The sequence below is a fragment of the Gluconobacter cadivus genome (assembly GCF_015244745.1).
Classification (GTDB): domain Bacteria; phylum Pseudomonadota; class Alphaproteobacteria; order Acetobacterales; family Acetobacteraceae; genus Gluconobacter; species Gluconobacter cadivus.
The window spans coordinates 1-23,706 of the sequence record NZ_JABCQI010000003.1 but is presented as its reverse complement, the minus strand read 5'-3'; the positions used below and the strand labels follow the sequence as shown (position 1 = coordinate 23,706).

Genomic DNA, 23,706 nt, shown 5'->3' with positions numbered 1-23,706 from the left:
AAACTTATAGATGAACCTGCGCCAGATCGAGATTCTCCGGGCAATCATTCGCCATAATACGACCGTTGCAGCTGCGCGCGTTCTCGGGTTGTCGCAGCCTGCGATCAGCAATGCGATCCGGACGATGGAGGATCAGGTCGGGTTTGCCCTGTTCCAGAGGGTCAACAACCGGATTTACCCCACACCTGAAGCCACGATCATCGTGGATGACGCGGAGGCAATCTTCGATCTGCATGAACGGCTCGAAGGCCGGATTCAGGATCTTCGGGACAGCCGCGCGGGGCAGCTCCGGCTCGTGGCCACGCCGCCGATCGGCTACGGCATGCTCGCAACGGCGATCCAGCGCACGCAGTCCCTTCGGCCGAAAATCCGGACGTATTTCGATGTCCGGCGCTATGAAGGCGTCGTCAACAGTGTGGAAAGCCACAAGGCGGAACTGGGATTTGCGCTTGGCTTCAGTGGCAAGCCGGGACTGGCGTCGGAAGTGCTGTATCGCGGAGAAATGGTTTGTGTCATGCCGCCGGGCCACCCACTCACCGAAAAGCGGCAGATCCGGCCGTGGGATCTACGGGACTATCACTTCATCGCGCTTGAATCCGGCACCAAGCTCGGGGAAGCCACGCGCGCGGCCTTCGATCAGGAAGACGAGGGTTTCACCTTCTCTGCCGAAGTCCGCTACGCCAACACAGCCTGTACGCTTGCGGAAGCCAATGCGGGGGTCGCAATCGTGGACCCGCTGACGGCCTCATCAGGGCGCTTCAAGCTCGTCAGCCGCCCCTTTGCACCGGCCATTCCTGTCGCCGCGTATGCGATATGGTCCGAGAACCGTTCGCTTTCGCGGCTTGGACGCTTTTTTCTGGAGCGCGTCCGCGAGGTTGTGACCGATCTTCCCAAAGAGCCCTGAGCGTCAGAAAAAGGACACGACCGCACCGCGGGGCGATCCGATGATTTCGTCCTCGCGCATGACCGCCTGACCGCGAATGACCGTCATGACAGGCCAGCCGGTGCAAGACGTCCCTGCAAACGGGGTCCAGCCACAGGGCGACGTAATCCAGCTCTCCTCAATCGTCCGGCGATGCGCGAGATCGACAATCGTGAAGTCCGCGTCATAGCCCGGAGCAATATGCCCCTTCCCGACCGCCCCATACACGCGCGCGGGACCAGCAGACATCAGCGACACCATCCGCTCAAGTGGCAGACGGCCGGCATTTACGTGATCCAGCATGATGGGGACAAGCGTCTGCACACCCGTCAGACCCGCAGAAGTCAGCGGCCAGGGACGTTCCTTGGCTTCACGGGAATGGGGGGCGTGATCGGAGCCGATGCAGTCCACATCACCTGCATTAACGGCTGCCCAGGACGCATCGTAGTGGCGCTGCTCACGAATGGGCGGGTTCATGATCGCGTAACCCCCAAGGCGATCGTAAACATCAGGCCCAACCTGCGTAAGGTGATTGACCAGAACCTCGACCGTTCCGATATCCTTGAAATCGCGCATATAGGCGAGTTCTTCCGCGGTGGAGACATGCAGGATATGCGTCTTGCGCCCCGTTTTCCGCGCCAGCGACATCAGGCGGCGGGTGCCAAGAAACGCACATTCGACATCCCGCCATTCCATGTGCATGCGATAGGGCTGGCCGACGGAAAAGAGTTTTTTGCGTTCCTGAAGACGCGTTTCGTCCTCCGAGTGATAGCAGACGCGGCGGGTTCCGTTCCGCATCAGGGCTTCGAGGCTGGCATCGTCTTCCACAAGAAGATCGCCCGTCGACGACCCGGCGAAAACCTTGATGGCACAGACATTATCCTGAACTTCAAGCGTATCCAGTGTCTCGATATTCTTCTTTGTCGCGCCAACATAAAGCCCGATGTCGCACCAGCTTTTGCCCGGGATCATGGCGCGTTTGCGATCCAGAACTTCTTTGGAAATGACCGACTCAGCCGTATTGGGCATGTCGAAAACCGCCGTGACGCCGCCAAGAATGGCACCTTTCGTGCCATCATGGATGGTTTCGACACTGGCATCTCCCGGCTCGCGCAGATGGACATGGGGGTCAATGACACCCGGCAATACGTGCAGGCCGGTACAATCGATGACTTCGGTTGCCTCTGCGCGGCCGAGATTTCCGATGGCAACGATCCTGCCGTTTCGACAGCCGATATCGGCACGTTCCTGCGAGGAAGTAACGACAGTCCCGTTTTTCAGAATGAGATCAAAATGCTCCATGAGGGTCGCCTGCCTGTTCTACGAGTGATATCGGGTCGAAAAATACTCCATGGCATGCGCTGGTGCGTCCAGTGTCTGCTCTATCGGCAGTTGCCGGACAGTATCACGCCGGTGAATAGCAGGTCCGGATATCCGATATGCCAGTGCAGGAAACTTCTTTTATACAGGATCTCAACAGACCGGCTTGCAAGGGAGGGATCGTGTCGACTGTCGACAACCGTATCGGGTTCGTACGGGGGGAATTCGTTCCTCTTCGGGATGCCGTCATTCCTGTCATGGATCGCGGGTTTCTTTTCGGTGATGGCGTCTATGAAGTGACGGCTGTCATCGAGGGGCGTCTTGTGGATAACGACCACCATCTCCAGCGTCTCGAGCGTTCTTTGGCAGAGATCGGAATTGCCAATCCGTTCAGCATTGAAGCATGGACCGGGATTGAAACCGAACTGATGCGGCGCAATGAACTGCGCAACGGGCTGATCTATATTCAGGTCAGTCGCGGCGTGGCGGAGCGAGCTTTCCAATATGCCGAGGGCCTTGAACCGACCGTTGTGATGTTTCCACAATTCTCACGGGTTCAGTCCAATCCGGTCATCGAAACCGGTGGGCGGATCATTACCGTGCCCGATCTGCGCTGGGCGCGGCGGGACATCAAATCCACATCGCTTCTGGCGCAGGTCATGGCCAAACACGCCGTGAAGCAGGCTAGGGTCAACGAAGCCTGGATGCTGGATGGCGACGAGATCACCGAAGGCGCTTCCTCGACCGCATTCATCGTCAGTGCGAGCAACGAACTGATTACGCGCAATCTTTCCCAGGATATCCTGCCGGGCATTACGCGCCGGACAATCATTGAAATTGCCAAACGTCATGGTCTGACAATCGCGGAGCGGCCGTTTTCAAAGACTGACGTTCTGGGCGCGACGGAAGTCTTTTACACAAGTGCCTCGACGATCGCCGTTCCCGTTATCGAAATGGATGGCGTGAGCGTTGGCGGTGGGATTCCCGGACCAGTCTTTCGCAGTCTCTATGACGCCTATTTGCAGGACGTCATGACGTTACCAGCAATCATTTTCTAAAAAGCCCTTTTCCCCGAATATAAGGATTATCAGCAATGTCGATCACACGTCTGGATCCTCACGAGCGCCTCAGCGGCGCCGTCATCTGCAATGGCATGATCCATTTCGCGGGTCAGGTGACGACGGACGAAACCCTGGACACGGAAGGGCAGACTGCCAACGTCCTCCATCAGATTGATAGTCTTCTGGCACAGGCCGGCAGCCGGAAAAGCGACATCGTCTCCGTACAGATCTTCCTGACGGATATTTCCGAGATTGGCGCGATGAACAGGGCATGGGACGCATGGCTCGATCAGGGTGCCAAGCCTGCCCGTGCCACGGTAGAGGCACGTCTGGCGGACCCGGCCTGGAAAGTTGAAATGACACTGGTCGCACGCCTCGGATCCTGAAAGAGAATTCTGATTTCCTGACACCGTTCCGGAGCTTCCATGCGCATTCTTTCAGCCGATGAAACACGACAGGCTCTCCCCTTTCAACCGCTGATCACAGCGCTCAGGACAGCCATCACAGAATACCGGGACGGGACAATCATCTGCCCGGAACGCCTCGTCGTTCCAACAGCCGATCAACGCGGAAGCGTGCTGTCGATGGTGGCCTGTGGCCCTGATCTAATCGCCCACAAGCTGTTGACCATTTTCCCGGAGAATACAGATCTGCCAACCCTTCAGGGGCAGGTAACGTGCTTGGATGCCAAGGACGGACATTTTCTGTTCGCCCTGGATGGCATTAGTGCGACTGAACGACGTACAGCCGCAATTTCAATGCTCGGCCTGTCCTGTTTTCGTCCAAAACGCCTCGAAGACATTTTACTTATCGGAACCGGGGCACAGGCACGGGTTCATCTTGAAGCGCTGAATGAATTTTACCCGGGCCTTTCAGTCTCAATACGGGGAAGAAACGCGCAGCGCATCATGTCGTTGATAGAAGGCCCATATCCCGCCCTTCGAATTCAGGCCGAACGCGACACTGAAAATCAGTATGATGCTGTTATTTCCGTCACCAGCAGCCAGAAAATCCTGTTCGATGGGCAGGCTTCGCCGGAGACACTTGTTATCGGTGTGGGCGCGTATCGACCGGACATGATCGAGATTGGCCCTAATGTTGTCCTGAACAGTCTCTGCGTCGTCGATGATCCTGTTGGAGCGCCCCATGAAGCAGGGGATATTATTCAGGCTGAAAAAAAATGGTCAGACGTTGTTCCTCTTGCCGAGAGTCTGCGGGGAAAGGCGCCGCTAAACCAGCCAATCTTCTTCAAAAGCGTCGGTTGTGCCGCATGGGATCTCGCAGCCTGTCGGCTTGCCTTGCAGTTCCTGCCGAAGTTCGCATAACGGATTTTTTGCCTGTCATACTCTAACGGTTTTCGACGTCCTCCTTTTTGATCCACCAACACGAAGCAGTATCTGATGGATCAAAAAGCTCTTCATCATCGGCCGTGGGCAAATAAAAACAAACGACAGAGGGGTGCCGATAGATTGACCACCCTTCCACCGCCTGATCAAAACGTATTCACTACTCCTCATTAAGAGAAGTTTGGAACCATACGAAAGCTCATCTAAATAGAATTTTTGTCAATAACGCCTAGTGTGCAGCAACAGCGCCATCATCACTGCGCCAAGTATTTTTATTATCCATGAAAATCCATCGACCACTCCCACCACCGGCCGCTTGGTCAACATTAAGGCAATCATTGCACCAAACACGATCACTTACCTCATGTGAGGAATTTTTAATATCGTCTAAGGACTGATTAGTGCCCGTCCGTATTAGCGATACACCTTCAATATACGGAACCTGAAGAACGGTACCAAAATACGTATTAACACCCTTAATATTTCCCCCGCCCGAAACCTGGGTTCCAACGTTCCAATTTCCTGAATCGTCGGGAGCCAGGGTTGCGCCAATGCCATTATTTCCAGAAGAACTGGCCCCCATCAACGGACTATTGTTGGCGAGACGGAATGCCCCTGCGCTCCAGACATCTCCATTACCACGCACACACAAGCCGGGCGCATTGGAGTCTCCACTAGCTGTATTATTACCAATCAGGCAAACGCCTCCAAGATTGGCACTATTGAAGTTAAATGAAAGCATACCCATATTTGTGCCAGTATTTGCACTGCTATCCCATTGCTTTCCATCGATTACCAGACCCAAATTAACTTGGTAATCTGACCATATTGGAGACGTAGCAGCATCATTCTGTGTTACCCAAGAACGGGTTACGAGCACATTTGTGCCGATCGATGTGGGTGTTCTCGTTTCGAAAGAAGTATGGGAATTATTTTTTCCAAGAGACGGCGCTTCAGACCCTGGAATGTAGAAATTATATCCTTTGTACTCGTTGGCCCACCCGGAAACTGTATTTTTGATGCCGTTAGGCAGATTATTTCCGTTAATTTCCAACCCTACGCTATCGTAAGTAGGATGATAACACACTCCAGAACTCGGCGCAGCGGAGCCTTCACAGTCAAAAGCTATAACGATACCACGCATCGTCGCTTCATTAGACTTATCGCCGTTGTAGTGAAGATCCAGTTCGTCGCCGTTGAGATAGTCTATAAGACTATCAGGATTAGCAACAGGATCAAAAGTCATGTAAAGATTTCTGCCGCCAGTCTGTGTCGGGGATCCGATCATAGCAACCGCTTGGCCAAAATTATTCCGTACAGTGTCATAATTCGATGTTGGAATATCATTAGTTTTCCAAGGATGGCCGGTATTATTACCATTCATGATTCCCCAGCCATTGACTGTAATCGATTTTCCATCAGGAGAAACTGACGAAACAGTCGAAACAAAATAATTATGATTATTTATAGAACTACCGACAGAAGGATTTTGTAAACCGCTATCTGTAGTTGTGTTGTTTTGTTGTGAAACATCATTTGAAATGGAATTGGTGGTTATGTACATATTGGGGTGAATTCGGGCAATCTGCTGAGTATCTAGCGGCGATCCCGATGGTAAAAAGATATGCGTCGCGTCATAGGTTACACCCTTTACCACGATTACAGGCTCGTCATTTCCCGTTTGATCATAATGAACGACCGTATCGAAAGATGGATCATTCGCAATGTTTGATGCACTTGTGAGGTTTGTAGATAAACCTGCGCGAGTATCAAATACGCTTTTATTAGTAGTAACCGTACACGTCAGGCAACCAAGGTCCATAAACCCATCAGGACGCCCACGCAGAACAATAGATGAGCCCGTACCAAGATTGTCTGTTGCAACAGACGATGTACTCGCTCCAGCTCGTTGAGATCCCAGCCAAAGTGCGTGAGGAGGAACGTAAGGATCAGAATTTTGTCCCGGCAAAGCGTAAGAAGATTGTTTGCCACCAATTGAAAGAATTGGGGTATTTACTCCCGTGCTTGTAAGGTTTGCGACCGTACTATTCACCATAGGTGAGTATATTGGAGAATTTATATTACCAGAACTATCAACCCCATCAGACCCACAAGCTATTGGATGAGAATTTTCATCTAGACCACAAATTTGCTGAGTAATTAATACTTCTTTCCATTTTCCATTATTGTCTTTGTAATTCTCCACAACGGGCACATTGGATGAATCCAATTTTGCTTCCATGGTTATGGGACGTATTTTCCCATTGGAATCTTTATAATTTTCAATAATATTATCACTTGTAGCAGCATTGGCTTTTGTTACCCCCAAAGGGACACTCGATAAAAATATAATTATGAAAGCGTGCTTAAATATGCGATTGCTCACAATAAATATCCAATTTTGTTTTTTGATTTTATAGCTTGCGCTCGGCTGGTTTGTACTTATACATAAACACCAGCATATCAAACATAGCATATATGGCGAATTTTCTCAATAGCTAAGCGTTTCTTTTCCCACAATTGGAAATGAGTCATGCCGTCGAAATGTCGATATTTCTAGGGTCTGTTAGATCTTGAAATTCTTCCCATATTGTAGGGATGGAAGAAGGATACGGAACAGGCACTTTTACGGACGAGACATGGGCGATCTGGGAACCTCTGATTGAGGCGGTTCGCCCACGAGGCAAGACGCCGCCCCATGATCTGCGGCGCACGATAGCAGCGATTTTCTGGCGCCATGAGAATGGCGCGAAATGGCGGAGTATCCCCGCTGAACTGGGTCCGTGGTGGCGGGCAGCACAGCTTTTCATCCGCTGGGCGAAACTCGGCGTATGGGAACGCCTGCTCGAACGGGTTCAGGAACAACACGGAGTGGCGTTCGGAATGACTTTTCTGGATGGCACGAACATCAGGGCTCACCACAAAGCGGCGGGAGTCCAAAAAAAGGGGCCTCTTTCGAAGAGCGAGACCATCGTGAAGCACTTGGCCGCTCTCGCGGCGGTTATGGTACGAAAGTCTGCGTGATCGCTGATGGACATGGAAAAGCCTTTGGTTTTGCGCTGGCCCCCGGACAGGCTCATGAACTGCCCCTGGTACCAGCCATGCTCGACAGTCTTCCCGCCACCCCCCTGTGGGTCGTGGCGGACAAGGGCTACGCGTCGAACGCCTTTCATGAACGGATATGGGACATGGGAGCCAGGCCCGCCATTCCTGCGAAACGACGCGATGGGGCGGTCGCCTGCCCAAAATGGGTCTATCGGTGCCGGCATCTCGTTGAGAATCTCTGAGCTCGCCTCAAGGAGTGGCGCGCTGTCGCAACCAGATACGAAAAAACAGCAATATCGTTCCTCGCCGTCATCCACATCGCTGCCGCAGCAGACTGGATTAAGCCATAACAGGCCCTAGCGTTCGCTATATTGAGTATTTTGCGCCCAAACCAGTATCGAGAATGGTGTAAAATCATTGAGATGACGGTTAAAATGGCGCACCCGTACCCGCAAACATTTCGTTGATTTATTTACGGAAACCACTTCAGAATCAATAAAGCGGTTGGAGATAAGCAATCACTCTTGGCAACTGATTGGTGGATGGAGAGTCTGCGCGCACTCTTTCCCGAGAATCATGGCCACTCTCAGCTTGATGACGACTAAGTGTTGGGCGAGACTATTTTTTGAACCGTAATGGTCAGCGCGGGTGTAACTAGACAATACACAACTACAGGAAGCAACGTCGAGAATTCATAAAATACAACAAGAGATAAATATCAACGACGCAACCGGTCGGAATTATGTTCGGGGGTATAAAGAACTGACGACGGCAGCAACCTGCTACGACAGATGTTCAGCCCTCTATTCCCCAGTCCACTCTCATGCTTTGGTTATGAAGCGCAAACCTACGACATGCGTCTTAAAGTCGATATAAATGGCGGGGCAATTTCTTTTTCTGTTCCAAATTTAAACCCTGATGAAAGAAAAAATTTCCTACAAACAAGCTTTATGAAATAAATCGCCCACCTTACATACGTACCAATCTGGATTTTCATTAAATTTAGTATAGATTTTTTATAAAAACCATTTTTCATTAGGTCAATTGAATGTTTCAAAAGATATGATTGATATTTTGCATTTATAGCAAATTGAATTTTTCTATCAATTTCTATATTTTTCAATATAAAGAATTCTATTATTTTTTTTGGTATTTTCATCAACTGTAGTGCGGGCAGATTTATCTTTGAGAGAGATCCATCTCTAACTGTATAAAAATAAAGCGCATCTGGAATAACCATGAATTTTGCTCCAGCTACAACCATACATGAATAAAACAGAGAGTCTTCGCCAATGCTCAATTCTTTATCGTAAAAAATATTCTTTTTTAAAATAAATTCCTTACGGAAAACGGGCTTCATATAACATAAAGGCATAGTTTTCTGTAAACCTGGCCAATCCATAGACATATAACGAAATATATTTATATATTTATTGTATTTCATCCATTCTGGAGAAAATGCATTCTCTCGCGAATTTTCGGTTAAAACAACAAGCTGATCCGCAAGCATATCAAGATTATTTTTTTCCATATGCTCTATCATTATTGATAGTCTGTCCTCTCTCCAAAAATCATCTGAATCGAGTATTGCTATATATTTTGCTTTAGATTTTCTGATTCCGAAATTTCTTGACTCTGAAACCCCGAGATTTTTATCGTTCTCAAAATATGTGATACGCTCATCAAGCTCACAAAGCTTTAATGATTTTTCTCTAGTTTTATCACGGGATGCATCGTTAACAATAATTATCTCAAAATTACTCATCGTCTGCTTCAGAACAGAATGAACAGCTTGCTCGATAAAATCTTCAGCATTATATGCTGGGATAATGACTGAAACAACACAATCGATTTTGCCCATAAAACACCTAAATATGCTAAATCCATGCACTAGGATACTATAATATACAATTTAAATAGAAAATCCACTTTTGATGAAAATGTGAACGGTATCATAACACTCGGCTTCAGATACTCTGGAAGAGAAAGATATAGAATTCTACCTGTCGGGACGGAGATTTTGCGGGAAGCCTGTCAGGTACAATAGGCCGATATACAAACACCACACTCGCATTGAGAGTCATATGAGAAACTCAAGAGACGTCGTGCCTTAGCGCATTGTCCGATGTTGTCTTAACCAGAGGGCATCAACTTTTTGTATCGAAAGTAATATTTTCCGAACATGTTGTATGTCACTCTGGACCAGACGATTATGGATACATAATTCTCCAGACACGGTTATTCTTTACTGGAATTACGATTTTTGTACAGAATAACAATTAGGCTCACAAAAACCAAAACGGCCATGATGCTTACACCGCCTATGGCAGCAATCTGGGCATATCGAACAAGGAAAGACTTGGCTCCCCCCTCCTTAAGAAGCGTGACGTCCGCTGCATTGACGTGGATCGCGTCATTTCCAAAGCGCTGAAGAACATAATTCGCTACGGATGCCACCTGCGCGTCGTTGAGCTGTTTTTCAAACGCAGGCATCGTGACGGTACCGTTATTCGTCGCACGGTTCACGCCCTTGAGGATTGCCATCACCAGATTTTGGGCCGTTGGGCCACCCACTGCAGTATTTGAGGTCAATGACGGGTAGAACTGGTCATGTGTCCCTTGGCCGTTAAGTTGATGACATGAAGCACAGGCTCCCGTGTAAAGCTCCGCGCCATTGATGCTGGAAGCGTTCGTCAGGGCATCGGGACTACGGTTTATAGGAGCATCAAGAACAGCCAGATCGACAGGTTTCCCAGTTGTAACGCTGAAGCCGGGACGGCTCTGGTTCGGGTTTCTTACAGGCTTGACGGTCCGAAGATACCGGACAATCGCATCAAGATCCGCATCGGTAAGATGCCGTAGGCTGTGTTCAACCGCTTCGGCCATTCCCCCGGCCGCTTGGCTTTTACCGTGAGCAGCGCCGTCTCGAAGATAAGACTTGAGTTCGTCGTCGCTCCAGCCGCCAAGGCCACTTATGGCGTCGGATGTGAGGTTGGGCGCATGCCAGCCACCAAGATCAGCGCCAGCGAGAAAACGGCTCTGATCTTCCGACATGCCGATGTTTCGCGGTGTATGGCAGGTTGAACAATGGGCCAGTACCTTAACCAAATACTCTCCCCGCTGTGTGCCGCCTGCTGCTGTTGTAGCGGCTGACATAGGTTTACCGGTTGAGTACAGAAGATTCCACCCGGCCATCAACCAACGTTGATTGAAGGGAAATGGCAAAGCAGTGTGCCTTTCCGGAGGTAAATCAACAGGCTTGGTGCCCTTCGTGAAATAGAGATACAGGGCATGAATATCAGCATCGCTGATCCCCGAATATGCCGTATAGGGCATGGCCGGATAAAGATGACCTTCAGGCGCGATACCTTCGCGCACAGCCCTGGAGAACTGGGTTTCCGTCCAGTTTCCGATCCCGTACTGCCGGGACGGCGAAATATTGGTCGCGATGATGTCCCCGAGCGGAGAGGAGATGACATAACCACCGCCATAGGATTTGCCGCCAGGATTGGTATGACAGGCCATACAATCCGCAGCGCGGGCGATATACGCCCCCTGCCTGACGAGATCTTCCGTACTGGCCTGCGCCATAGCCAGACGGGGAATCGCTGTAAGGATGACAAGACCGAGACCAGGTGCAAGATAGCGAGGCATGGCTCAGACTTCCTTTGCGATAATGTCTGCTGACCTGATGGCCAGAGCGACACCAGCCAGTGTGGGGTTCACAACGCCGCAGGCCGGAATCACGCCGGTGGTTGCCATAAACAGATTGCTGTGGTCCCAACTCCGGCATTCGCCGTTTACGACAGATGTTTTCGCATCGTCCCCCATCAGGACAGTACCCATGATGTGGTCCCGGTTCTGCCAGCCGGTATTGTCGTTGATAACAGTACCTCCCATGCCCGCAACGAATTTCGCGTAGTCTGCCTTGGCGACAGCAGCGCCTTTCTCAATATAGTCGTCTGTGTCGTAGTGAATGGTCATGGTGGGAATACCGAGGGCATCCCTGCGGGTCGTGGATGGCTGAATCCGGTTGGATGGGCTCGGCAGGAGTTCGAAGACCGTTGAAATATCGACCCATCGTGCAGCCCAGTCCTTGATTTTTTCATCCAGTTCGGGCCCAACGATGCCCTGGGACAACAAGTGCTGCGTAATAGCCCGATTAGGCACTGTGTTTGTCAACGCATGCTTGATGGCTGAGTGTTCACGTCGGAAATCACCATCACGCCAGTTGAAAATTCCCCCTTGCTGCACCTGGCCACGTCCTGGCCATAGGGGTTCATCTGCCAGAAACTGTAGCCCCATCCCTGTGTGGTCCATAAGGTTGCGGCCTACCTGATCGGAAGCGTTGGCAACGTCGGACATGAGTAGGAGCTTGGGTGTTTCAAGTCCATTACTGGCAATGATGAAGTAGCGCGCTGTCAGACGGACATCCTTGTGTTCGGACGTTCTGTAGTGAGCCGCCACGATCTTACCGTCAGGCCCCTTCTCAAGTTTGAAGACCGTTGCATTTTCAATAATTTTTCCCCCGAGCGCCTGAACATGTCTGGCATGCACATCTCCAGAGTACATGGCGCCAATGGGGCAGACAGGCATGCAGTTGTTGTTTCCTGAACATCCAGGGCGCCCGTCCCATGGCTGGTTGGTCCGGGCGTTGGGTTCATGGATGAAATTGAAACCCTCAGGCGCCAGACGAGCCTTGAGCCGCTGAAAATAATAGGTTTCGGCTTCCGGCGAAACGGGATAAGGCGTTGATCGTGCCGGAAACTGGTGGTTACTGCCCTGACCGGACTGATCCTGAGTATCGCTGCCTGCAACACCAAGGTTGAACTCGGCACGTCCATAGTAAGGTTCGAGGTCTTCATAGGAGATCGGCCAGTCGCGCCCCACACCGTAAAGGGTTTTGAGTTTCATATCGTTGGGCAGGAACCGCCATGTTGCTCCGGCCCAATGCCAGGTGGTTCCTCCAACCAAACGCAACATTCCTGGAAGAAATTTAAAGTTTCCAGTGTTCTCGATATAGCCCGGGGAAAAAGAGGTCGGAGCCCAGGGCTGATTGGGATACGGGTCGTTATGATTGCCCTTACGGGGAGAGGAGCGGAAATTTTCGACGATTTTCCAGCGCGGTATTGATTGCCCGGATTCCAGAACAATAACCGATTTGCCATGCTTCAGAAGTTCATAGGCAGCATTGCTTCCAAGCGCCCCTGAACCAACGACAATAACATCTGCATCATACTGAATGGTCATTTTTACATTTACCTGAAACAGAAGTTAGCCGGCATTCTGGGCAGACGGAGGGTTCACCCAATAATTTGTGCGTCCTCTGGCATAGCTTGGAATAACGGTCGTATCTTTTGTAGGCGCATACATCAACGCACCGACATAGGTAATGAATGTTGCATCATCTACGGGATGACCGACGGCCGGAGTTGCGTCCATTGCCGGCGTACCGGTGTAACCAAGATAACAGGCGGAAATAATGCTCAGCGCCACGGAGGCGAGGTCTTTATTCTGTTGGGCATAACTGGCGAAATTCGACATATCCGTGAGGTCGGCGGCTTTCAGGGACTCTCTCAAATCGTTCGCTCTAACAGGGAAGTTACTGTCTTTTTGGGTAAAGGCTTTCAGTATCCGCCTGGAAAATTCAGGATTGAAATTGTCCTTTCCCGTCAGAACCACGCAAAGCTGATGGAAATCAGTAGACGTCAGAAGCCCTGCGGCACGCGCGATACCCGGAAGACTTCCTATGACGGGAAGTGCAAGGGAGGCTGCCAAAAGCTGGCGACGAGAGAGGCCGTTTTGTGTGGAACGCACGATGTTTCCCTCCTCAGGTAACAACCCGCCATATGACAGAAAATAATGGTTCGACAGGATCAAGCATCAGTGAATGTGCTTTGAAGGCCATGCTCCTGCCTGCCTGACAAATCCTGAATATCGTCACAATGCACTGGCAGCAGCATGCGCTACAGCAATATCTTTCTCGCCATCAGGGGTACTGATTGCGATAGAACCAACAATCGTCTTGCCGACATAAAGCGGAAGACCACCAGGGTTGGAGGATAAATCGGGAACTGCCAGATTATGCACTTCACCTTTCAGAAGGCTCTGGTAAGCAGTATTTGTGTCCGTTTTGAAAAAAGCTGCTGATTTTGCTTTTGCCAAAGCGGATGCAAGGCAGTTCGGGGTCGCATCGACCTGACGCTGGACATAGAGGGGCATGCCGTCAGGATCGGCAATCACGATGCAACCTTCAATATGCTGTCGTGCAAGAGCGTCTCGCGCAGCTGAAGCCATTTTCAATATGTCTTTATCCTCAAGAGCCGGACGCTGTTCGACCGCAGATGCGGGAACGAAAAAAGAAGACGTCTCCAAAATAGAAATGAATAAAACCGGTATTATTTTTGTCATAACGTCTCTCTTATCTGGTTTTATGGGAGTGATGATCTAACCTGCATTCCACTTACTCCCGAAAGTACCTCCGATGCGGACGTCGTGCGGAACGGAAATCGGCTCTTTCCACACAGCTTTGTCTCAATACAGGCACGTTACCTGATTGCACGATCTAAAACCGGTCAGGACAGGTTCAATTTATTTTGAGGACAACAACACCACTGTCTGCTGGACGTGTTTTCTTCCGTAGCGTCTTGACCTCTGCTGCAGTGACAGAAGCACCACGATTCCCCCACGACGAACGGACAAAGGTCAGCACATCCGCAATGTCCCTGTCGGAAAGCTGTTCACGATACGACGGCATTCGGTAGGAATCCGGCACTCCGGCCGCGACGACACGACCAGACCCGTTGAGCGTAACGTTGATGGAGGAGGAACTGTCCGGCACCAGAGACGAAGCAGCTCCTGCCAGCGGCGGAACCCACTCCCACTGCCCGCGTCCATCCGCCCCATGACAGAAGCTGCATTTCGCCATGTAGGTCTGCGCACCGGGGATGCCCTGTCGTCCAGCGGGTTGGAGTGCCTTGGCCTGTGTCGGCTCATACTGCCACGGCGTTCCGTCACGTTGCGCGTTGCCAGGCAGAGACTTGAGATAGTGTGCCACAGCCCGTAGATCATCATCCGAGAAAAACTGCGTCGAGTTGTTGAAAGCCTCTGTCATGGAGCCGAACACGACGGCATGGTCGTTTCGGCCGGTCTTGAGAAAACGGAAGACATCGTCCTCGCTCCACCGGCCCAGACCCGTGTTTGCATCGTTGCGCAGGCTGGGCGCAAACCAGCCATCGATCAGAGCGCCGGAGACAAAGGCCGCACTATGCCTGTCTGTCCCCTTTTCGTTGAAGGCCAGACCTCGCGGCGTATGACAGGCCCCGCAGTGCCCTGCCCCTTCGACAAGATAGGCGCCCCGGTTCCATTGGGCATCTTTAGACGTGTCCGGGCGATAAACGTCTGACGGGGCAAAAACCACATTCCAGAAAGCCAGAGGCCAGCGCATGTTCAGCGGCCAGGGGATCGTGCTTTTCCGGTTTTCCAGATGAACGGCCGGGACGCCCTTCATGAAATAGGCATAAAGCGCTTTGACATCATCGTCAGAAAGCTTGGCATAGGACGGATAGGGCATGGCCGGATAAAGACGGTGCCCATCCTTTGCCACACCGGAACGAAGCGCCCTGTCGAAATCCGCCAGCGTATAGGCACCGATCCCCGTCTCTCGATCAGGCGTGATGTTCGTGGCGAAGATTGCGCCCATCGGCGTCACCATCTTCAGGCCCCCGGTATAGGCTGCCCCACCCGGCACACTGTGACAGGCCACACAATCCGTCAGACGGGAGACATACTCCCCTCGCGCCATGAGTTGCGCCGACGGCTCCCCCTGAGAACCGGTATTCTCAAAGGACGACGCAGGGAGACGGGTCACGAACCATGCCGTTCCCCCAGCCAAAACAGTCGATGCAGGGATCACGACTGCGAAAATTTTCTTCAGGCGGTTAGTCATCTTCAGTTCCGCACTCTTTCTGCTGCACGCGAGACGTGCCAGACGACGATCAACGTCTCAGCTTGCAAAGTCATGACGTGACAGCGGCATGCTTCGGATACGCCGCCCGGTCAGGGTCGAAACCGCGTTAACCACCGCGGGCGGAATGGCAGGCAGCGGTGGCTCCCCGACGCCACCCATCTTCTCGCCACTCTCGATAATCTTCACATGCACGCGAGGCATCTGATTCAAAGCGAGAATTGGGTAGCCATCATAGTTCCGCGCGCGCGGCATACCGTTCTCGTAAACAGTCTCTTCAAGAAGCACCTGAGACAGTCCAAGAGCTATGGCTCCATTGACCTGCGCTTCCACAATCGCGGGGTTCACGACCTTTCCAGGATCGATTGCCTCCCAGACCTCGTGCACCCTGACACGCCCGTTTTCGAGCGATACTTCCGCAATCGCCGCAGCTTCAGACCCGAAAGGGGACGCCATGCCAATCCCGCGCGCGCGGCGTGAACCATCCGCTGCCGTAAACGGGCCACGCTTCCAGCCGCCGGACAGGTCTGCAACCGACTTGAGCAAAGTCGTCAGACGCCTGTTGTCCCGCAGCAGGTGTAACCGAAGCTCGTAGGGGTCCTGATGCCCCTTGTCCGCAAGCTCGTCCAGAAATGTTTCATAGAGAAAATCATTCATGGAGTTCCCGACGGAACGCCAGTAACCGAGCATCACAGGGCTTTTGACGAAATGCTGAGCAATCCGTCGGTCAGGGATGTCGTACGACTTTCCGGTCAGCCCTTCGAGAGCACTGTCATCCAGCCTGTCGCCGCGCTTGTTGTTGAGGCCTTCTGTTGGACCTTCAGTCGCACTGACGGCCTCAAGAGCTACGGGAATGCCGTTCCTATCCAGTCCACCGCGAAACCGTACTGCCGCCATCGGTCGCAGCGTATCGCGCAGAAATTCTTCCTCACGGCTCCAGATCAGCTTAACAGGACGGCCGGTTTCCTTTGCCAGCGTAATCGCCTGTGGATAGGGACTGGCTGTCTCGTAAAGGAAATGACGACCAAAAAATCCGCCCAGCATCTGGGAATGAATGATAATTTTTTCGACGGGCAGGCCCGTGCGTTTGGCAATGTCCGCACGGAACATGTCCGGCGCCTGATTGGGCACCCAGACCTCCAGCGCGCCATCAGGATTGAAACGGGCTAACGCGGACGGCGGTTCGAGCTGTGCATGATTCACATACTGGCTTGCATAGGTCGCTTCCACGACCGTATGGGCATTTTTCAGCCCCCGGACCACATCGCCTCTGGTTTCCGCATCCTCACCGGGGCCATGTGCATCAGCCAGTTCCTTCCGGAAGGCTTCCGTCGAAAAGTCAGCGGGCATGACCCGCATTGTCGTATCCGGTCCAGGCTCCTGCCAGTCGATCAGAGCAGCCTCGGCCGCTCGCTTTGCGTCCCACCAGCGTTCGGCCACCACCGCAAATGCGCCCGGAAGCCGATGCGTGGAATGCACCCCCTTCATCGCCCGGACTTGGTCTTCGTTACGCACGCCCTGGATGGTCATGCCAAGCCGTGGAGCGTGCTGCACGGCCGCATGAAGCATGCCCTCCACGCTGACATCAACCGTATAGACCACCTTGCCCGTTGACTTGTCATGAACATCTACACGCGGAACGGGCGCACCGATCCAGCGGAATTCTTCTGGTTCCTTCAGTTTGACATTGGCCGGATTCGGTACCGGCAGACTCATTGCCTCATGAGCCAGATCCCCGTAGGCAACTGAGCGCCCGGACGCCGCATGAACCACCCGGCCAGGCTGCGTCGTCAGTTCCTCTACAGGTACGTTAAACTGCCGCGCGGCTGCCTGTAGCAGCATCTCGCGAGCCAATGCCCCGAGCCGGCGCATCGCGGAATAACCGTTCCGAATGGACATGCTGCCACCGGTGATGCGCATGCCGTTGTCCATGACAACATACGCGTCACCCGGAGGAGCATTCTCGACGACAAAGGTGGCGGGATCGGCATCCAGTTCCTCACCGACGATCTGGGCCATGGCCGTGAATGTACCCTGCCCCCCTTCAACAAAGGGGCTCTGAAGCCGCACCATACTGTCAGGCCGTATTTCCAGAAACGCCGGAACCTTGGTACCACGCAGTTTCGTTGCCTCGGCACGCGCACTCCGCTGGGGCACGCCCAGCCCGAGAACAAAGGCTCCTGCCGCGATACCCGCCGAAGACAGCATAAAGCGGCGCCGGGAGAGATTGACCGGAACGTCACTCATTGCCATCGCATCGAATGAAGCGTTCCTCACTTCTTCGCTCCTTCCTGCCCTACGTCTCCTGCCAGGTCATGGATCGCGGCACTGATGGCATTATAGGTTCCACAGCGACAGAGATTGACCATGACCGCCCTGATATCGTCGTCCGTAGGATGCGGGGTCTGTTTGAGCAGCGATGTCGCCGCCATGACCTGTCCGGATTGGCAATAACCGCATTGAGGCACCTGATGCCTGATCCATGCGGCAACAACCCGCTGGCCGATCTCGTCCTGCTCGATCGCTTCAATGGTCGTGATTGCCGCAGAACCCAACTCACCGACCGGAGTGACGCAGGATCGGGCGGCATTCCCGTTAATGAGAACCGTGCAGGCACCGCATTGCGCGAGGCCGCACCCGTATTTGGTACCCGTCATTTTCAGGTCGTCACGCAGTACCCAGAGCAAAGGGGTATCCGGCTCGACATCGATGTGGTGCTGCACACCATTGATCGTCAGTTCCATCAGCCCCTCATTATCAGGCACAGTTAATCAGATTTCTGTTTTCAGGACGCAATGAAGCCGACACTCGCTTTGTCTTCCCCTGGCAGGCATCAGCCGGAATTCTTGAGTCAATAAAAAAAACCCTATGGACGGTTCTCAGGATAGATCCTTCCCACTCAGAGAATAATCCCGAAAAAACATCTTATGGTCATGAAAATCATTCATGGATCGGCGTCATACACCGTCGAAACATCCCGGCCTTCAAACCTGCACGTCAGAATACGTCAGGAGTCCGACAAGGCCCCGTTGTTATATTCGTTGTCAGAAACATGTTCGAGCCAGTCGACGGGAGAACCGTTCTGCTTTTCCTGAATGGCAATATGGCTCATCGCCGTAGTCGCTGCCGCGCCATGCCAGTGCTTCTCGCCCGGCGCAAACCAGATCGTATCGCCGGGATGGACTTCCTCGACAGGACCGCCTTCGCGCTGCACCCAACCACATCCAGTCGTAACGATCAGGGTCTGCCCGAGCGGGTGGGTGTGCCATGCGGTTCGAGCACCAGGCTCGAACGTTACAAGTGCTGTCGTCACCTGTGCAGGCTCGGGTGGATTGAACAGGGGATCGATGCGAACCGTCCCGGTAAACCAGTCGGCGGGGCCCTTCACAGAGGGTTGCGATCCAATGCGCTTGATATCCATGGTCACTGTTCCTGTATGTCGTTCGAAAATGTTGGGCTTGGTCAGTTTCCCGGCCTGAATGCCCGCAAAATTATGGTTGGCGGCACAGCCTCATCGTCAACAAAGCCAGCAGGGATGCGAGCACAAGCACACACGCACTGACTGCAAAGGTCGCCTGATATCCAATCCCGTCGAACAGGACCCCTCCACAGGTTGCTCCCAGCGTTATGGCCAGCTGGACGACAGCGACCATCAAGCCGCCTCCTGCTTCCGCATCCTGCGGGAGCGTCCGGGCAAGCCAGGTCCACCATCCCACAGGGGCGGATGTCGCAAACAGGCCCCATATCGCCAGTATTACGGCAGAGACAACAATCCATTGTCCCAAAACAAGAAGCCCGAGCGCCAGAAGCGCCATGAGAAGAGGAGTAACAATCAGAACAGGGTAGACACTCTTCTTCAGCACGCTTCCGATCAGCACGGTGCCAATAAAGCCGGAAATTCCCATCAGCAAAAGGATTAGGGACAGCGTGGACACATCGACATGAGCCACATCTTCAAGGAACGGCCGGACATAGGTGAAGAGCGTGAACTGCCCCATGAAGAAGAGGCTGACGGCAATCATCCCCATTCTTACAACCGGGCGCGTCAATAGAGCGAATACACTTGCAGATTGGTGATGGCGTTCACTGGGCATCGACGGAAGGCTGAGAAGCTGCCAGACGAAAACCACGACAGCCACAGGCACGACGCAGAAAAAAGCGCCACGCCAGCCAATCAGACCACCGAGAAAGCTGCCCGCAGGTGCCGCAATAACTGTAGCAAGAGCGTTTCCGCCATTCAGGATGGCAAGCGCGCGAGGAACATGCTGATCTGAGACAAGGCGCATCGCCGTTGCGGCGGACATTGACCAGAAGCCCCCTATCACCACGCCGATCATCGCCCGTCCGAGCATGAAGATGACGTAATTCGGCGCCAGAGAAACAACTATTCCTGAAACAATCATCATCCCAATCAGGGTCAACAAAAGTGTTTTGCGATTGATCCCCTTTGCCAATGCGGAAATGAAAAGGCTGGTCAGGACAGCAAATGCGCCGGAGACCGAAATGGCCTGACCCGCCTGCCCTTCGCTGATATGTAGATAAGCTGCAATCGGTGTCAGAAGACTGACAGGCATAAACTCCGATGCGACCAGCGCGAAAGCGCCAAGAGACATGGCGAGCACAGCCCCCCAGGATCCTGAGGGGGCGTCAGAAGCTTGGCTCGTTTCAGAAAATGTTTGAGAGAGAGTATCCATTAGACCTCAAGACCAAGACGATCCACCAGCACGGTTATTTTGAAAAATAACGCGCAAAATCCGCAAACCACCGCCGCCTGAAACATGATTCTCGTGCGTCCACGAACGTTGCTCATGGTGACCGGCAGAGTTGATAAGGGAATTTAGGCAATAGAGAACATTCAGACTAGACACTATAAAACGAGCATAGTCATGAATAATATTCATGAATGACCGTTGCGTATCGGCCGATCAAAAGCGCATAGGGGTCAGCCCCGTCCCTACTAAAGGACTGTTTTATTGGTTTTTCTTGAATGCATGTAAAAGGCCGTGCCCTTTTCAGGACACGGCCCATCTGAATTGTGATCCGCGCTGTCAGCGCTATGTTATATCTGCTGCTTTGTGGGACGGAAAAGAATTTCGTTGATATCCACATCTTCCGGCTGGCTGATCGCAAAAGCGACACACCGGGCAAATGAGTCTGCACTGATCGCAATACCAGGAACAAAATTCCTGAGCTGCTCCGCAGTCACCTCATCATGAACGCCATTGAGCAACTCAGACTGAACCGCTCCCGGCGAAATGACCGTCGTACGCAGGTTGTAGGGTTTCACTTCAGCCCGCAGTCCTTCAGAAAGCGCACGAACCGCGAATTTCGTGGCCGAGTAAACTGCACTGTTTTCCAGAACGCGATGGCCTGCAACTGAAGATACATTAATGATATGGCCGCTTTTCTGCGCTTTCATGTGTGGAAGCGCGCCTGCAATACCATAGAGAACGCCTTTGATGTTGACATCAATCATCAGATCCCACTCGTCAACGCGCAGTTTTTCGAGCGGGGATAAAGGCATAACACCTGCATTATTGAGCAGCACGTCGATCCGACCGTAAGTCTTGACAGCCGTATCAATCAGGTTCTGAACCGAAGCTCGATCCGTCACATCCGTTTCGATCGCCAAAGCTTTGCCGCCTTTGGCCACAATATCGTCTGCAAGGACTTTGATCCGGCTTTCGCGCCGTGCTCCCAGAACGACAGTCGCCCCCAATGCCGCAAGATGCCGGGCGGCTTCTGCTCCGAGACCACTGCTGGCCCCCGTAATGACAACGATCTTGTTTGCAACATTATTGTTCATGAATAGTCTCCGGATTTTTAACGGTCGATTTTCTGAAATTTCAGGACGAAGTTATCCCCCTCCCCGATGGCGGCATATTTGGCGTGATCCTTGTCCCCTAACGCGAAGGTCGGCGGTAATGTCCACACGCCCTTCGGCCAGTTGGCGGTATCACGCGGATTGGCGTTGATCTCCGACGATCCCACCAGCCTGAAACCCGCTTTTTCAATTAACGCGATCGCATAAGACTGACGGACATATCCATCTTCCGCACGCGGATCCTGCGGCGCATTTGTATGGCCGCGATGGTCTTCGACACCAAATATACCACCCGGCTTCAAAGCCCGATAAATAGCTGCAAGCATTTGCGGCGCATTACCGGCTTCCATCCAGTTGTGCAGATTGCGAAAAGTCAGGACAAAATCGACACTGTCTGGCGGGACAAAATCGAGATGGCCGCTGTCAAACTGCGTTGCCCTGAATGTTTCCTTGAGTTCAGGGTGAGCGGCCACCATCTTGCTGAAGGCGGAACTTTTTCCATCTTCCGGACCAAGAGCCAGCGTATAGACGCCTTGACCATGCAGATATGGCCCCAGGATCTGCGTCCAGTACCCTCCGCCCGGCCATATTTCGACAACGCTGGCATTCGGACGCAAACCGAAAAACTGTAATTCCTCCAGAGGATGCCGAATGGGATCACGCGCCACAAACCGGGCATCGCGTGTGGGAGAATGGATTGCCTGTTCAAGCGTCGGTGCTGCCACTGCCTGACCTGCCGCGGTCATGGCAATAGCACATACGAGAGGATAAATCGCTTTCATGATATTTTCCCGTTCATATTTGACACACATGTGGCCGCACATTCCTAATGTAAGGGCTCTTTACCGGCACGATTAGCCCTTCATATCTGCATACGATCTTCGATTTTACTCATGAAACCGAAGGGGTGCCTGCCTCATAACGCATTTCCTCGACAAAGAGCGAAAATGGCATGGAATTTTGATGATGGTGGGGAAAGCAGAGATGATATCCGGTCCAGTGTGGACACCAATCCTGAAGCACTTTTACCAGACGCCCATCGGCAATATATTTCTCCGCAACCATTTCCGGCATATGCGCCAGACCCAGCCCGTCCAGACAGGCATCCCGCACAGGAAAGATGCTGTTAAATATCAGAGGACCATCAACGCGGACCCTGACGTCCCGACCGCCCTTTTCAAACTCCCATGCATAGATCCCGCCATGTGTTGGCAGACGCATCGTGATGCATCGATGTTTCAGAAGATCATGTGGAACCTTCGGTTTGGGATTTTTCTTGAAATAGGATTTCGTTCCGACAACAACAAAACGAATATCCGGCGTGAGAGGCACCGAAGTCATCTCCTTGGTCACCTGCTCGCCCAGTCTAATTCCGGCGTCGAAGCGCTCGGCGACAATATCCACAAGCTTCAGATCTGCATGGATCTCGATTTTTATGTCAGGATATTTTTTAAGAAACTGCTCCATTTTTGGTCTGAGGAGATAGGCAATGACATCGTCAGTCGCGGTGACACGGATCATACCGCTTGGCGCGTCACGCAATTCGGCCAAAGAGGCAATCTGGCTTTCAATCTGATCGAAATGCGGGCCAATGTTGCGGATAAGATAATCACCCGCGTTCGTAGGCGTCACACTTCGCGTGGTCCGTGTCAGCAGTCGCAAACCAAGGCGCTCTTCCAATAGCCGGATCGTGTGGCTCAACGCGGACTGCGAAACACCCAGCTTAGCAGCAGCGCGCGTAAAGCTTTTTTCGCGCGCTACGGCCAGAAACGCGATCAGATCATTAAAATTCTCGCGAGACATATATGAGCCTTTTTCATGAGCATGATCATATTGTTTAGGGATAACTTCAGTTTCCGTCGAGGTGTAGCAACTGCATCCCCATATCGGGCTTCTCCCCGAGAGTCTCTCGCCCACGCCGCTCCCTCGACTGAATTGATAGATTCAATCTGGCTTCATAGAGGCCTCGTAAGCCAGTTGTCGGCAGCGTCGTCATGTGTGCCCCAAAGAGCGTTTCGGCCCGCACCAATAATACCGATACGCAACGGATAAAACTCTTGATGCAAAACCGTCTCTGACGATTAGTGAATAGAATTCATAATCATATTCTAGGTGTTTAGTCCCGGGATTTGATGGGTTGGATTGATGATGAATCTTTCTAGCTCTGAAGTCCAGATTTTGCAGACGTATTCGTAAGGGGTAAGGCCACTGAGGGTCTTGAG

At 52.4% G+C, this 23,706-nt stretch carries 19 protein-coding genes and 2 pseudogenes; 5 read left to right on the top strand and 16 right to left on the bottom strand.

Translation table 11 applies throughout. The features are described 5' to 3' along the window. Positions 1–10: 10 nt before the first annotated feature. Positions 11–904, top strand: a complete 894-nt coding sequence (locus HKD28_RS05770; RefSeq protein ID WP_194262609.1) for a LysR family transcriptional regulator — start codon at positions 11–13, stop codon at positions 902–904. 3 nt (positions 905–907) lie between these two features. Here HKD28_RS05770 and HKD28_RS05765 read toward each other — a convergent pair whose 3' ends face one another. Further along, positions 908–2,224, bottom strand: a complete 1,317-nt coding sequence (locus HKD28_RS05765; protein WP_194267503.1) for a dihydroorotase — start codon at positions 2,222–2,224, stop codon at positions 908–910. 200 nt (positions 2,225–2,424) lie between these two features. On the opposite strand from HKD28_RS05765, the gene HKD28_RS05760 reads away from it, so the two are divergent. Genes HKD28_RS05760 through HKD28_RS05750 form a run of 3 tightly spaced genes read left to right on the top strand, consistent with a single transcriptional unit; the run spans position 2,425 to position 4,628 of the window. Beyond that, positions 2,425–3,300, top strand: a complete 876-nt coding sequence (locus HKD28_RS05760) for a D-amino-acid transaminase (RefSeq protein ID WP_207728890.1) — start codon at positions 2,425–2,427, stop codon at positions 3,298–3,300. A gap of 35 nt (positions 3,301–3,335) precedes the next feature. Continuing rightward, positions 3,336–3,689, top strand: coding sequence for a RidA family protein (locus tag HKD28_RS05755; protein ID WP_194267501.1), 354 nt, complete (start codon positions 3,336–3,338; stop codon positions 3,687–3,689). A 39-nt stretch (positions 3,690–3,728) separates the two neighbouring features. Continuing rightward, the gene (locus HKD28_RS05750) at positions 3,729–4,628 is read left to right on the top strand and encodes a delta(1)-pyrroline-2-carboxylate reductase family protein (protein WP_194267500.1); all 900 of its coding nucleotides are present in this window, start codon (positions 3,729–3,731) and stop codon (positions 4,626–4,628) included. Positions 4,629–4,878: 250 nt separating this feature from the next. Here the strand turns inward: HKD28_RS05750 and HKD28_RS05745 are convergent, their stop codons facing one another. Beyond that, the gene (locus HKD28_RS05745; RefSeq protein WP_194267499.1) at positions 4,879–7,035 is read right to left on the bottom strand and encodes a hypothetical protein; all 2,157 of its coding nucleotides are present in this window, start codon (positions 7,033–7,035) and stop codon (positions 4,879–4,881) included. Positions 7,036–7,247: 212 nt separating this feature from the next. Here HKD28_RS05745 and HKD28_RS05740 point away from each other — a divergent pair. Continuing rightward, positions 7,248–8,044, top strand: a pseudogene (locus HKD28_RS05740) (IS5 family transposase). A gap of 497 nt (positions 8,045–8,541) precedes the next feature. Here the strand turns inward: HKD28_RS05740 and HKD28_RS05735 are convergent. From HKD28_RS05735 to HKD28_RS05670, 14 genes and pseudogenes are all read right to left on the bottom strand, one after another. Beyond that, the gene (locus HKD28_RS05735; protein WP_194267498.1) at positions 8,542–9,555 is read right to left on the bottom strand and encodes a glycosyltransferase family 2 protein; all 1,014 of its coding nucleotides are present in this window, start codon (positions 9,553–9,555) and stop codon (positions 8,542–8,544) included. 377 nt (positions 9,556–9,932) lie between these two features. Continuing rightward, entirely contained in the window at positions 9,933–11,285 is a 1,353-nt protein-coding gene (locus tag HKD28_RS05730) for a c-type cytochrome (protein WP_207728889.1), read from the bottom strand. A 66-nt stretch (positions 11,286–11,351) separates the two neighbouring features. Beyond that, complete coding sequence (locus HKD28_RS05725) at positions 11,352–12,944, bottom strand: GMC family oxidoreductase (RefSeq protein ID WP_194267496.1); 1,593 nt, start codon at positions 12,942–12,944, stop codon at positions 11,352–11,354. Between the two features lie 24 nt (positions 12,945–12,968). Beyond that, positions 12,969–13,511 carry a sugar dehydrogenase complex small subunit gene (locus HKD28_RS05720; RefSeq protein ID WP_207728888.1) on the bottom strand — a complete coding sequence of 181 codons (543 nt, stop codon included), beginning with the start codon at positions 13,509–13,511 and terminating at the stop codon, positions 12,969–12,971. A 123-nt stretch (positions 13,512–13,634) separates the two neighbouring features. Next, a complete protein-coding gene (locus HKD28_RS05715) occupies positions 13,635–14,105 on the bottom strand; it encodes a heme-binding protein (RefSeq protein WP_194267494.1) in 471 nt (156 codons plus the stop codon). 175 nt (positions 14,106–14,280) lie between these two features. Next, positions 14,281–15,642, bottom strand: coding sequence for a c-type cytochrome (locus HKD28_RS05710; protein ID WP_194267493.1), 1,362 nt, complete (start codon positions 15,640–15,642; stop codon positions 14,281–14,283). A gap of 57 nt (positions 15,643–15,699) precedes the next feature. Continuing rightward, a complete protein-coding gene (locus HKD28_RS05705) occupies positions 15,700–17,937 on the bottom strand; it encodes a xanthine dehydrogenase family protein molybdopterin-binding subunit (RefSeq protein ID WP_328749320.1) in 2,238 nt (745 codons plus the stop codon). After that, positions 17,934–18,407, bottom strand: a complete 474-nt coding sequence (locus HKD28_RS05700; RefSeq protein ID WP_194267674.1) for a (2Fe-2S)-binding protein — start codon at positions 18,405–18,407, stop codon at positions 17,934–17,936. Before HKD28_RS05700 ends, HKD28_RS05705 begins: the two co-directional genes overlap by 4 nt. A gap of 260 nt (positions 18,408–18,667) precedes the next feature. Then, complete coding sequence (locus HKD28_RS05695; protein WP_194262597.1) at positions 18,668–19,081, bottom strand: (R)-mandelonitrile lyase; 414 nt, start codon at positions 19,079–19,081, stop codon at positions 18,668–18,670. Between the two features lie 70 nt (positions 19,082–19,151). Next, entirely contained in the window at positions 19,152–20,273 is a 1,122-nt protein-coding gene (locus HKD28_RS05690; RefSeq protein WP_194267673.1) for an MFS transporter, read from the bottom strand. A gap of 446 nt (positions 20,274–20,719) precedes the next feature. Next, positions 20,720–21,466 (bottom strand): SDR family oxidoreductase, encoded by a 747-nt coding sequence (locus HKD28_RS05685; protein WP_194262596.1) that lies wholly within the window; start codon positions 21,464–21,466, stop codon positions 20,720–20,722. Positions 21,467–21,483: 17 nt separating this feature from the next. Further along, complete coding sequence (locus tag HKD28_RS05680; protein WP_194267492.1) at positions 21,484–22,266, bottom strand: class I SAM-dependent methyltransferase; 783 nt, start codon at positions 22,264–22,266, stop codon at positions 21,484–21,486. Between the two features lie 109 nt (positions 22,267–22,375). Beyond that, positions 22,376–23,401: a LysR family transcriptional regulator gene (locus HKD28_RS05675; RefSeq protein WP_328749315.1), complete on the bottom strand. Its 1,026-nt coding sequence runs from the start codon at positions 23,399–23,401 to the stop codon at positions 22,376–22,378. Positions 23,402–23,592: 191 nt separating this feature from the next. Next, positions 23,593–23,706, bottom strand: a pseudogene (locus HKD28_RS05670) (IS481 family transposase); the annotation flags it as partial.

What these genes read in the sequence shown, in the direction of transcription:
- HKD28_RS05765 (WP_194267503.1), bottom strand. Translation starts at nt 2,224, where the DNA reads ATGGAGCATTTTGATCTCATTCTGAAAAACGGGACTGTCGTTACTTCC.
- HKD28_RS05755 (WP_194267501.1), top strand. Translation starts at nt 3,336, where the DNA reads ATGTCGATCACACGTCTGGATCCTCACGAGCGCCTCAGCGGCGCCGTC.
- HKD28_RS05695 (WP_194262597.1), bottom strand. Translation starts at nt 19,081, where the DNA reads ATGGATATCAAGCGCATTGGATCGCAACCCTCTGTGAAGGGCCCCGCC.
- HKD28_RS05680 (WP_194267492.1), bottom strand. Translation starts at nt 22,266, where the DNA reads ATGAAAGCGATTTATCCTCTCGTATGTGCTATTGCCATGACCGCGGCA.
- HKD28_RS05770 (WP_194262609.1), top strand. Translation starts at nt 11, where the DNA reads ATGAACCTGCGCCAGATCGAGATTCTCCGGGCAATCATTCGCCATAAT.
- HKD28_RS05750 (WP_194267500.1), top strand. Translation starts at nt 3,729, where the DNA reads ATGCGCATTCTTTCAGCCGATGAAACACGACAGGCTCTCCCCTTTCAA.
- HKD28_RS05735 (WP_194267498.1), bottom strand. Translation starts at nt 9,555, where the DNA reads ATGGGCAAAATCGATTGTGTTGTTTCAGTCATTATCCCAGCATATAAT.
- HKD28_RS05725 (WP_194267496.1), bottom strand. Translation starts at nt 12,944, where the DNA reads ATGACCATTCAGTATGATGCAGATGTTATTGTCGTTGGTTCAGGGGCG.
- HKD28_RS05690 (WP_194267673.1), bottom strand. Translation starts at nt 20,273, where the DNA reads ATGTCTCTTGGCGCTTTCGCGCTGGTCGCATCGGAGTTTATGCCTGTC.
- HKD28_RS05715 (WP_194267494.1), bottom strand. Translation starts at nt 14,105, where the DNA reads ATGACAAAAATAATACCGGTTTTATTCATTTCTATTTTGGAGACGTCT.
- HKD28_RS05685 (WP_194262596.1), bottom strand. Translation starts at nt 21,466, where the DNA reads ATGAACAATAATGTTGCAAACAAGATCGTTGTCATTACGGGGGCCAGC.
- HKD28_RS05730 (WP_207728889.1), bottom strand. Translation starts at nt 11,285, where the DNA reads ATGGCGCAGGCCAGTACGGAAGATCTCGTCAGGCAGGGGGCGTATATC.
- HKD28_RS05710 (WP_194267493.1), bottom strand. Translation starts at nt 15,642, where the DNA reads ATGACTAACCGCCTGAAGAAAATTTTCGCAGTCGTGATCCCTGCATCG.